At 37.4% G+C, this 12,672-nt stretch carries 8 protein-coding genes; 3 read left to right on the forward strand and 5 right to left on the reverse strand.

Translation table 11 applies throughout. The features are described 5' to 3' along the window. Positions 1-104: 104 nt before the first annotated feature. Entirely contained in the window at positions 105-641 is a 537-nt protein-coding gene (locus tag RLO81_RS01080) for a Cif family virulence factor (RefSeq protein ID WP_350105970.1), read from the forward strand. A 62-nt stretch (positions 642-703) separates the two neighbouring features. On the opposite strand, the gene RLO81_RS01085 is transcribed toward RLO81_RS01080, so the two are convergent. Both RLO81_RS01085 and RLO81_RS01090 read right to left on the reverse strand, forming a co-directional pair. Beyond that, positions 704-1,606, reverse strand: a complete 903-nt coding sequence (locus RLO81_RS01085; RefSeq protein ID WP_350105972.1) for a hypothetical protein — start codon at positions 1,604-1,606, stop codon at positions 704-706. Next, positions 1,603-4,050: an ABC transporter permease gene (locus tag RLO81_RS01090; RefSeq protein WP_350105974.1), complete on the reverse strand. Its 2,448-nt coding sequence runs from the start codon at positions 4,048-4,050 to the stop codon at positions 1,603-1,605. The genes RLO81_RS01085 and RLO81_RS01090 overlap by 4 nt, the downstream gene beginning before the upstream one ends. 158 nt (positions 4,051-4,208) lie before the next feature. Between RLO81_RS01090 and RLO81_RS01095 the strand changes: the two genes are divergently transcribed. Beyond that, complete coding sequence (locus RLO81_RS01095; protein ID WP_350105976.1) at positions 4,209-4,655, forward strand: YybH family protein; 447 nt, start codon at positions 4,209-4,211, stop codon at positions 4,653-4,655. 77 nt (positions 4,656-4,732) lie between these two features. Then, entirely contained in the window at positions 4,733-7,114 is a 2,382-nt protein-coding gene (locus RLO81_RS01100; RefSeq protein WP_350105979.1) for an ABC transporter permease, read from the forward strand. Between the two features lie 172 nt (positions 7,115-7,286). Here the strand turns inward: RLO81_RS01100 and RLO81_RS01105 are convergent, their stop codons facing one another. The 3 genes from RLO81_RS01105 to RLO81_RS01115 form a co-directional block, all read right to left on the reverse strand. Continuing rightward, positions 7,287-9,728 carry an ABC transporter permease gene (locus RLO81_RS01105; RefSeq protein ID WP_350105982.1) on the reverse strand — a complete coding sequence of 814 codons (2,442 nt, stop codon included), beginning with the start codon at positions 9,726-9,728 and terminating at the stop codon, positions 7,287-7,289. Positions 9,729-9,826: 98 nt separating this feature from the next. Then, complete coding sequence (locus RLO81_RS01110) at positions 9,827-12,241, reverse strand: ABC transporter permease (protein ID WP_350105985.1); 2,415 nt, start codon at positions 12,239-12,241, stop codon at positions 9,827-9,829. A 45-nt stretch (positions 12,242-12,286) separates the two neighbouring features. Further along, a partial coding sequence (locus RLO81_RS01115; RefSeq protein ID WP_350105988.1) for a hypothetical protein occupies positions 12,287-12,672 on the reverse strand: 386 nt, incomplete at its 5' end.

A 12,672-nucleotide genomic window follows, 5' to 3' on the forward strand; every position in this document is an offset into this window, starting at 1 on the left:
TTTAGGAAAACCTTTCTACTCCAACCATTAACCATCAAAATTATAATAGCTCCACTTTTCAAAAAAGGCAGGAAATTCAACTTTGTTTAGAGCTAGCTTGAGCCATGAAAAAATTAGAATCAACCTTACTACTTATCTTATTCTCGGTAATAGCCACATTTGGAGGAGAACAGCCCGCACCAGTACAGGCTTCACATGAGGATATAGAAAAAATTAAAACTGATGTTTGGCAGCCATTTATGGAATCCTATCGTGATTTGGATATCACCAAATTCAAATCGATACATGACGAGAACTTATTGAGAGTCACGATCAATGAAAATCGCATTGAAAGAGGCTCTGAATATTTCGATAACGTTGAACGGTTTTTAGGATTTGTAAAAGCGAATAATAAAAGTATCGATATATCCTTTGCTATTTTGAGCACTGCCATCAAAGGTGATGATGGATATCAAACAGGTTATTACCGACTCCGGTCTATAAATGCAGAAGGAGAATATGTAGTAAGAAACTATGGCCTATTTAATGTTGCCTTAAAGAAAGTGGATGGTGTTTGGAAACTAACGATGGACTCAGACAAATCAGTTCAATTGAGTGATGATGAATACAGCAACGTAAAAATCCAATATGCTTTATTTTGATTTTTAAAGATTGATAACCGCCATTTTTTATCCCTTAAAGATGCAGATATAAGTATGTGTAATTACTTTATATCTGCATTCCAAATAGTATTGAACTCTTTAAAATTATAGCGCAAAAGAAGCGGCTGAATTGTGGACTTGTTATCTATAATAGGCTGATCAAAATCCAATAAAGAAGAAAATAAAAAGCACTCATTTTCTGAGGCCAGCACCCAATGCGGAACAAAATTTCCTTTCATTTTTTTTATCGTTTCCTTCTTATTTTCAGTCATTAACAAAAACTCACGCCCACCCCAATATGCTACAATCAATCCTCTTTCTGATAAATCAAAATCATAGATCATGTTTCGGTTGAGTGGTGCATTTTCTACCTCCTTATCAATATTGTTCCATTGTCTTAAAACCATATGATTGCCTTCATCCATGAGATAACAATCATTATCACTTAAGATTAGAAGCCCATCGTTCACCTTTCTTATTCGACCAACGTTCTCAATTGGTACACCAATTCTATCTGGGCTGACTCCTTTTTTCATTCGATAAACTGATGGGTATTTGCTAAAAATAATTTCATTGTCATCCTGCATGTAAAAGCCGGCATCCCCTATTCTATGGTTATTTTCCTGCCAGGGCCATAATTCCTGTGGCTCACCTATCAAATCCGTTTTAAGTACTCGAAACTCTGCCTTGTCCGTTGAATGATTATGCCTTCTTTCAATGACATACATCTCATCATCATTAGCATAAAGCAGATAATCGCTGCCTGCAAATTTTGAGGTTATGTACACCCTAGGCTCCGTTTTTTTGTCCCAAACCATAATACACGCATGGTGGTCTAAATCACCAACCGGATTTACATACGACCATACAATTTTATTATTAAACTCAATTAAACTACCAGCAGGGTGCCCAAAAGACATTTGATACAACCCTACAAAAAATAAAAAGGCAACTAATTTTTTCATTCTACTCGTATTGATTTTATTGGATTAGCTGTTGCAGCTTTTAGTATTTTAATGCCTATTGAAATGCAGGCAATTACTAGGGCCAAAACAAAACTAACAATGAATGGAATGGCTGTTAGGCCTATCTTATAACTAAACCCATCGAGCCAGTCGGTCATAAAATAAATGGATGGCAGAATGGCTATTAGGTTAGATATAACAATGAGAACTATAAACTCTTTGGAAAAAAGAAGTACCAACGAATTAACGCTTGCACCCAATACTTTTCTCACTCCAATTTCTTTTGTTTTGATCTCAGCTAAATAAGAAGCTAAACCAAATAGCCCAAGACATGCAATAACGATGGCCAGTAAAGTAAAGTAAGTGATCACCTTTCCTAAGCTCTGTTCTTCCTCATAAATGGTGTTATAAAATGAGTCCAAAAAGAAATACTCGAAAGGCAGGCCAGGTAGAATCTTATTCCATATTTCTCTTACGCTTGCTGTAACTTCTTCTGGTTTATCAGATTCGTATCGCACATTCATATACTGCAACCAGTTCTGTCCTAGATGAATCAATAGCGGTTCCACTTCTGTGCGAACAGAGGCATAATTAAAATCCTCCACCACTCCTATGATCTGGCCAACTTTTGGTGTATCTAAGCCATATACATACTCAAAAGGCTTGCCTATCGGATCTTCAATATTAAATGCCTCAACAGCTGCCTCATTCAATAAAAACGCATGATTGTAATCGGCCTCGCTTGAGTTAAAGCTTCTACCATCCTTTAACTTGAATTTAAACGTGTTTACTACATCAGCATCAGTAAAAATTGTTCTGATAGAACGGTATCCCAAATCTTGCTGCTCACCCTCCTCCGGTGCTTCTTCCTGCAAGCCTGGAACACGTACCGTGAGAATTGGAACCCGCTTACCCGGCAACGCAGAAGTTGGAGAAGCCTGACTCACCATCGATTTAGATTCGAGCTCTGTTTTAATGGTTTCAAGAGTTGTTCGGGGTAAATTATTTGGTAATTGGAGTACAAACAGGCCGTTTTTATCAAAGCCAATATCACGTACATCAATAAAGTTTAATTGTTGCTTTACAACAATAGTCCCTGTGATGAGAAGAATGGAAATGGTAAACTGAAAGATTACCAAACCTCGCCTCATATACATTGCCTTTTTGTTCCCTTGCAATCCGGTAGAATTAGATTTGAGTATTTGTAATGCCTCTATATTTGAAAGCACAACTGCAGGATACCAACCTGACATGACACTCAGTGTTATTAAAACTCCCAGAATGGATAATAACAGTTGATAATTGGTAAGAATGTTCCAGGTCAAGTCTTTGCCTGTGAGGTTATTGAATTCAGGAAGAAGAACCAGCGCAAGTATGATGGAAATAATACTTGCAATGAGTGTAATGATAAATGCCTCGCCAATAAACTGGTTAAATACACTCTTTTTCTTTGCTCCTAATACTTTTCTCAGCCCTACCTCTTTACCTCTTCTGGTCGATCTGGCGGAAGCCAAATTCATATAATTGATACTTGCCAGCAACAGGATAAACACAGCCACTGTCGAAAATATTCTAACATACCTGATGTCTCCATTTGCCTGAAATTCTTTCTCGTAATTACCACTCAAGTGGATATCATCAATCCTCTGAAATTTCCACTCAGCATAAAAGTCATCCGGTACATTGGTACTATCTTCGGTAACAGTAAAGCCCATCAGGCTGTAGATATCTTTATTTATGTTCCTTCCTACATCTACTATATTCTGGCCTTTGTCCAGCATAAGGTAAGAGTAAAACACGGTAGGTCCGAAACCATCCATGGTTGGCCAGCGTGATCTTAAATCAGCCATATTTGCTACCATATCAAAAGCTAAATGACTATTGGTGGGCACATCTTCAATCACACCGCTTACCACATAATCACGCTGATCGGCATGGATTACTTTTCCAATCGCACTCTCATTTCCAAAGTATCGTTTGGCTGTAGATTCAGTAAAAACAATATCCTGTGTACCCACCAATGCAGTTTCAGGTGAGCCCTCAATAAATTCATGTGTAAATACTTCAAAGAATACAGAATCGGCAAATAGAAAATCTACCTCATTGTACACATCTTCCTCATATCGAATTTGAGTGGGTTGTGAAGGCCGATTAATTCGAATGCCTCTTTCAATACCCGCATATTGATCTACTACCGAAGGAATTAAATACCCCTGGGAGGCCGACCAAGTGCCTTCGTAGTTTTCGGTATTAAAATAGGTTTGAACCCTGTAGGTGCGTTCATGATTTTGATGAAATTCATCAAAACTGTTTTCGTGCTGAACGAATAGGAAAATAAGAATTCCAGTAGTCAATCCGATAGTAAGGCCCAGAATGTTAATAGCGGTATATTCCGGATACTTTCTGAAATTCCTTAAGGCTGTAATTAGCTGGTTTTTAAGCATAGCATTTGAGTTTGATAGTCAAACTTATACGTTCATTCAACTCTTAATTAAGTCTATTGTGATAGAAGGTTGCCGTATATAACCTTCTTATGCCGCACGCATAAATAACTCACTTTAGAACCCTTAAATGACCAATGTTTAGCATAAAAACTAAACAAATGAGAAGAATTCAATTAACAGCGCTCTTAGCACTAATTGCTACAATAACCACTTACGCACAAAATTCAGATGCCGAACAACTAAAACAGGCTGATACAGAATTTTGTGAGATGGCACAAACCCATGGTATGGGAAAGGCATTTATAAGATATGCTGCCGATGAAGCCATGATTTTACAGGGCGGTCAGCCTACCATTATGGGTATCGAACAGATTAAAACTGTTTACAGCCGAATCGACAGTTCCAGAATCAACCTTAAATGGGAGCCAGTAAAAGCCGATATTGCAGACTCCGGTGATCTTGGCTATACCTATGGTACTTATGTGCTAACCATTAAAGACTCGGTAGATTTTATCAGTAAGGGTTATTACCTAACCATTTGGAAAAAACAACAAGAAGGTAATTGGAAATATGTAGCTGATGTAGGGTCTCCCGGGCCACAATAAAATGAACATCAAACTTAGTAGCCTAGGGCCAATTCTGGTTTGGTTACCTTTAATTGTCAAACTCAAACAAAACAACCATGCTTAAAAATTATTTTATCACTTCATGGAGATCGATTATTAAGAATAGAACTTTCTCCATCATCAACATCACAGGTTTATCCATTGGCATGACCTGCTGTATTATTATCACACTCTTTGTGCTCTTCGAGATAAACTATGACAAGCACAATAGAAATGCTGATCGTATTTATAGAGCAGTGGTAGACTTGGAAGCCAATACCTGGGCCATATCTGCATTTACTTTAGGAGCCAATCTTCAGGAAAATTTTCCTGAAGTAGAAAAATATACTCGTATTAAGCCAATTGAGCCAATTCTTATCAATGAAAGCACGAATACGCGCATTAAACAGAAGATATTTTATGCAGATTCAACAGTCTTTGAGGTACTGGACATACAGCTGTTAGAGGGTAACCCTGCCACAGCTCTAGCCAAGGCCAACACAATGGTGCTTACTGAAGAAAGGGCTCAAGCGTTCTTTGGCAATGAAGATCCTATCGGTAAATTTTTAACCATTTCAGGCCGCGAAGATGCGTTTGAAGTGACTGGTATCTTTGAACCATTGCCTTCCAATTCACATGTTCACATGGATGTAATGGCTTCTTCATTAAGCTTCGCACCGATGCGGCCAGTCACTGAAGGAAACGGACCGGGCTATCTTACCAATCACTATACTTACTTTCTGATGAATGAACCAATTGATCATCAGGCATTTGGCACTAAGGTATCTACTTTTTTAGATGAACAACAGGAGTTAACAGCAGATGATACACCCAATATCATTAAGTTTCAGCCACTCACTTCCATTCACTTAACTTCCAACAGAGGGCTAGAAATTGAAGCCAATGGAAATATGAATACCATCTATATTTTCTCGGCTATTGCCTTTTTTATTTTATTAATAGCGTGTATCAATTTTATCAATCTTTCCACAGCTCAATCATTAAAACGAGCCAAAGAAGTAGGAATCAGAAAGGCAGTAGGCAGTAATAAATCGCAATTGGTATTTCAATTTCTAAGCGAATCGGTAATTATCAGCCTCGTTTCACTAGCAATTTCGATCGTTCTGCTAGTACTGATCATACCTAAGTTCAATGAATTATCGGGTAAGCAGCTGGTTATTAATCCGTTAGAAAATATTCAGGCGGTGCTGGTATTTTTAATCATTACAATTGCTTCTGGTTTTGTGGCAGGTATATACCCTGCATTCTTCATTTCTTCATTTCAGCCGGTGAAAGTTCTTAAGGGTACGTATTTGGGTAAATCTGCCGGACAAATTTTAAGAAAAGGCCTGGTTGTATTTCAATTTGCTATTGCCTTCGTAATCATAGTAGGTACATATGTCGTTAATTCTCAGCTGAATTTTATGTTGGGTAAAAACATTGGGTTCGACAGAGAACAAGTGCTAGTGCTTACCATGCCAAACGATAGTATTGGTGATCAGACTGTAAAAAATGAACTACTCAGTATCTCAGGTGTGCAGTCAATTACCAGGTTTAATGAAATGCCCGGCAGAATGGTTAATACGGGTGGCTTATGGTACGAAGGTGCGGATACAGATCAAGCTGAAAATCTATACCTTTTTAGCGGTGATGCCGATTTACTCGAAACACTTGACATAACACTTCTTACTGGTAAATACTTCAATGAAGATACTCAACAACACTTTCGAGAGTTTGTAATTAACGAAAAAGCTGTGGAGCATTTTGGCTGGAAAATGGATGATGCTGTTGGAAAACAAATGAATTTTGGAAACAGAAGCGATACATCAGGAATAGTGATTGGTGTTGTGAAAGACTTTCATTTTAAGCACCTCCACGAACAGATTGATCCACTGGTTATGTATTTGGCACCTAATTATGAAGGTCGTTTTATGGCTCTTAAAATCAATTCTGGAAACATAAGTGAAACAGTGAGCGAAGTAAATAATAAATGGAACAGCTTATTACCTTCTTACGAATTCGACTATCAGTTTCTAGATTCTAGCTTTGACATGCTGTTTGACGAAGAAAAGAGGTTGGGTGAATTATTTGCATTATTTGCCGGATTGGCTATTTCTATTTCTTGTTTAGGTCTATTTGGCTTAACCGTTTTCACACTACAGCAAAAGAAAAAAGCCATCGCTGTGAGAAAAGTACTTGGAGCTTCTGTTACCACAATTGTTTCGTTGGTTTCCAGAGACTTCTTAAAACCAGTTGTGCTGGGTATGGTACTGGCTGCACCCATTGCTTATTATAGTATGAGTACTTGGTTAGAAGGTTTTGCTTATAATGTGGGTTTTCAATGGATTGTCTTTTTATATGCATTAGTAGCAGGTTTAGCCGTTGCTTTCATAACTATCAGCTTTCATTGTTTCAAAGCAGCTGTTACCAATCCGGTAAATTCTTTGAGGCAGGAATAGTGAGCTCCTATAAGTATTTAATTAGAAGTTGGGCTAGGCACAATAAAGAGAAAGCAGCCTCTTAAAAAAGAATGCTGCTTTCAACTCAACCCAACAACTTAATTACTGATCTATATTACTTTCATTAGCTATGACGAATGCTCCGTTTTACATCAACGGAGCATTTATTATATCAATCGATTCTTATTGATTTTACTGGATTAAGCATGGCAGATTTCACTGACTGATAGCCAGTTGCCAGCAATACCAAAGCCAATGATGAGCCTCCTGCAATCAGGAAAATATCAACAGAAATAGCTATATCGTAAGGATAGTTTTGCAGCCAACGACTAAGCGCATAGTAGGCCAATGGCCATGCCACCAAATTGGCGATCAAAAGCATTTTTATAAAGTCTTTAGACATGATAAACACCAGATTTTTAAAGGGTGCTCCCAGTACTTTTCTAATTCCTATCTCCCTTGTTTTTTGAATTGCAAAGAATGATGAAAGGCCTATCAGTCCTATTAAGGCTATGAAAATAGCCATGGAGGCAAATACCATGAATATATCACCAAACTTTACTTCCGTTCTGTACTTATCCTCATACTCCTGATCCAGGAAGGTATAATTCATTGTTTCTTCCTGAACCAATTCATCCCATAGATTAGAAACCGATGCAATCACTTGCTGAACATCCGCTGAGTTATCTATTCGCAAGTTTAAAATAGGCGGATAAATGTTATTGAAACTGATGAAGTTATTCAAGTCATAACTGAAGATTAAAAGCGGCCCTATTTCTTCATGCAAAGATGTGAAGTGGAAATCTTTTACAACTCCTACTACTTCTACCTCACTTTGAAATGTAGCCGGTAGTAATTTTTTACCTATAGGGTTATCCCAACCCAAAGATTTAACGGCTGCCTCATTTAATATTACGGAAAGTGAATCATTACGTAGTGGTTCATACCCACGGCCTTCAACAATTTCAAATTCATATGTAGACATGAACTCTCTATCGCCAGTCATAGATATTGCTCTGTATCTTTCGGTAGAAGACTCACCTACCACTTCAAAAGTTAAAGCATATATTCCACGGCCAGGGACTTGCAATGAAGATGAAACAGATTGCACACCCGGGATTTGCTCCACCTGATTTTTAAAGGGTACAAAAGAGGTGCTTAACAGGTTCGCATCATCGATCGTTAGAATATGCTCTTTATCATAGCCCAAATTTTTATTAATTAGAAAATCTACCTGACGGTTAATGACAATAGTTCCTATAATTAAAAATATCGAAAGACTGAATTGAGTAATGACTAATGTGTTGCGCAGTATATTTTTATTCTTGCCTTGCGTCACCTGGCCTTTTAGAATTTTCACCACATTAAAAGATGAAATAAACAAGCTGGGGTATGCCCCTGACATAAGGCTGAGAACCACAATCACTAAGAAAAATAAAGGTATTTGAACCAACCAATTGATCTGATCAAAGGACAAATCTTTGCTTGCCAGCTGATTAAACTGTGGCAAGAACAGTACAAAGAACACTCCGGCCAACAGACCTGCCATCAAGCACATAACAGCTGATTCGATAAAAAACTGTACAAACAATGACTTTTTGGTTGAACCAAGTGTTTTTCGCACACCTACTTCTTTGGCTCGCTTAATGGATCTGGCAGTAGATAAATTAGTAAAGTTGATTGCCGCCACTAATAGAATAAACAACCCGATGACACTGAACAAAATGATGTACTGGAAGTCACCATTAGGCTTCATTTCATGCGTTAGCCTGCTATGAAGATGGATGTCCTTTGCCTTTTGCACATAAAAATTATGGCGATTACCGGCATTTTCATAATCTGCATAAGGTCGATTCAATATTCGTTCAATTTGCGGTGCGATGTAATTAGTAACAATCGTTCCCAATTGGCCTTCAAAAGATTCTGGGGTAGCGGTTTCAGCTAGCTTTATATAGTTATAGGCATTATACGTTACCCAGTCGAATCCCGGATTATCAACATTCGGGAACGAATTCCATGATAGTAACATATCAAACTCTAAATGCGATCTAATAGAAACATCCTCTACAACTGCTGTAATGTTATACTCTACAGTATCATTTATGAGTATTTTTCTACCCACAACATCGGTAGTATTAAAGTATTTAATGGCGAACTTATCTGTGAATACAGCAGAGTATGGTTGTGAAAGCGGCTCTTCCACACCATTGATTACGGGTATCGAAAGCAACTCAACAAAGGAAGAGTCAGCAAAGTAAATCTTCTCTTCTCTAAAAGAAATATCCTTCTCTTCATTTTCAACTTTAAAGTTGATTTCCGGAGTATATAATACCCTTGAAGCCTGCTCTACGGCTGGAAACTCGTGTTTAAACGTAACACATAAAGGAGCCGGAGAAATGGCAAAATCATGACTTTCATTAGGTAACTCGCGGTTGAGTGCTACTCTGTAAACGTCTTCACCAATAAAGCTATCGTAAGATGTTTCGTCAGTCACATAAAGTGTAATAAAATAAACACAAGCGAGACCAATGCTAAGCCCCAAAAGGTTAATAATGGTAAATAATCGATCTTTCTTAAAAAATCGGAATGCAATAGTGAAGTTTATATTTTTCATGGTTCAATAGTTCACAGAACGCCAATTCCAATTGAAGATGTTTATATGAGATGTTTAAAAATTATATGGATGGCAATCCCTTAGGGTAAATGAAATGTTTAATCATTTCTGATTACTTCCACAGGGTTCTGTCTAACTGTTCGAATTAAAATGGAAGCAATGGTTATTCCAGTGATTGCTGTAATTAATAGTAGCGGACTGCTAACCAAGTCAAAAGACCAATTGGCCTTAAAAGCAAAATTCCGTTTCCATGTGTTAATAAATACTAAGGCAGGAGGTAATGCAAGACCAAATGAGATGAGTATAATGACAATATATTTCTTATAAAGAAGCCCTAATAAGGAGGAGAATTTTGCACCCAATACCTTTCTTATGGCAATCTGCCTTTTTTGAAACTGAACATTAATTAAAGCAATGCTATATAACCCTAAACAAGCAACCAGAATGGCCAACGCAGAAAATACAAGAATAACTTTCGCAAAATTGGTGTCCTCTTTGTATTGATCTTCATAATTATCGGCTAACAAGAAATATTCAAAAGGGTCTTTTTCAAAGTGTTGATTCCATTGCTTTTGAGTTTTAGCAATTACTGTTTGAATATCTGCATTAGCATCATATAGAAGAGTATGATGGCTTTTAAATCCTTCACCCCTAAAGCGATAAACAGTAGGTTTGTAATCAGATTTCAACGACTGGTTATGATAATCTTTAATAACACCTTTGACTGTTACCGTTCCTCGTGGGATGATTATTTCAGTGCCAAGTGCCTCTTCAGGATTAGAATATCCCAAAATATGAAGGGCCACTTCGTTAATTAATACTTTATCACGATCACTGCCACCAATCTCATGAAGGTTTTCCCCGGCCAAAAATTCCAGATCGAACACATCTACAAATCGATCATCGATATAAGCCAGACCAAAATGTGCGGAATTATCGGTCTCAGCTCCTACCCTTCTCACACCACCTATCTGAAACTCCTGAGGCATGCCAGGCACAGTACTGCTGGAAGTATAATTGATGATTTCAGATTCAGCTACCAATTGATTTAATAGCGATTCTACTTGATTATCATAGAGACTATCTCTTTGGACAGGTGCTTTGAAAGTAAGCTTATGGGCACTATCAAAACCCAACTGCTGTGATTTCATATGGCTTATTTGTTCATACATTCCAACTGTTACAGTTAGCAAAACGATAGCACAAGTGAATTGAGTAATAATTAGCACAGTTCTTAATCTGTTTCCAGTGAGAGAAGATTGAAACTTGCCTTTAATGATCGAAACTGGTTTTAATGCCAGTAATAATAATGAGGGATAGTAACCAGCGAGCAAAGAACCGATGAGAAGTACTCCAATGTAAACACCCACTAATTTTATACTTAGCAAATCAGCCAACGTAATACCCAAACCCAATTCATTCAGAAACAGCGGAATAACTGTTGCGAAAATTAGAGCAGCCAGAAGTATGGCCAAGGAATTAACCAGTAATGTTTCTGTTAGAAATTGTACTACAATTTGCTTTTTATTAGAGCCAAGAATCTTTCGGATACCTACTTCTTTGCCTCTGGTAAGTGACTGTGAGGTTGATAAGTTGATGAAGTTAATCCACGATATAAGAAGAATAAAACTGGCAATAATAATGAATGTCGATATGTCAGATTTTTTGATTGTGTTTACATCATCTCCCAAAGACTTTTCCGCTAACCCGAAATGAATCTCATCAAGCCGTTGAAGTGACAAGTCTGTACGATAGCCTCTTTCTGCCCAGGTATCACCTCTATGTTTCTTCACAAATTCAGGAAACTTGGCCTCAAGGCCACTCAAAGAAGCATTGGGATCGAGCTGTACATATGAATAATACGTATCCCACCAGGCCCAATTTTCATAAACATTATCTTCCTCAATAGTAGCATAAGCATTGAAAGAAATGATAAAATCAAAATTAAAATGGGTATTAACCGGAGCATCTTCAAATACACCTCTTACAATGTATTCTTCGTTATGATTCCTGATTAATACTTCTCCAATCGGGTTTTCATCACCAAAGTATTTCCTGCTTGCCGACTCGGAAATATAAATATTGCTTGGGTCATTGAGTTTACCTGTTTTATCGCCTTCAATAATGGGTATTGTAAACATTTTAAAGAAAGAATTTGTAGCGAAACAAACTCGTTCCTCATTAAATGAAGTAGTAGAATTAAGTTTAGATATCAGCGAGGCCTTTTTATAGAAAGTGGCAAAGTCAATTACTTCAGGAAACTCCTCTTGCAGACGTTTACCTACCGGGGAGTAAGTAGAAGCATAACTTTCCTCTCCTCCGGAGGCAAAAACAAGATGCATATTTACCCTGTATATATTCTCTCCATTTTGATGGAAATCATCAAATGAAAGATGGAAAAGTGCATAAGCAATTAAGAGGAGGGCTGCACTAAAGCTAATTGAAAGACCTAGAATATTAATAAGCGTATATCGTAGGTTCTTTCTCAGATATCTTAATGGGTATTTTAACATGATTTTCTGAATGGTTTAGGCGAAGCTACTCCCATCACTCATCGCCTATCGCTCAACGATATTGCCATCTTTATCCAAATCAGTTCTGGATTTAAACTGACTATCTTCGGTATATTCTATATTAATTATGGCCACCCCATCACTTGCAGCATTTTTCAGCTCACCATTTAACCCATATCTTCTTACCTGAGTTACCAGTCTTTTATCATTCCTTATGAGTTCTATTCGTGCGATTCCATCTTGTTGCTCAGAAGGAACACCATCTGAATTGAAATATCGTTGATCAATTAAAAAACCTTGTCGGTCGAAAATTCTTCTGTCATACACTCCTTGATCTGCAGCTGGAATGACAAAATCATTATCATCATTTAATCTTGTTATACCTAAATCATTTCCGTTCTCATCATGCACATATATTTCAGTACAGAATC

This window comes from Fulvivirga sp. (assembly GCF_040220315.1).
Classification (GTDB): domain Bacteria; phylum Bacteroidota; class Bacteroidia; order Cytophagales; family Cyclobacteriaceae; genus Fulvivirga.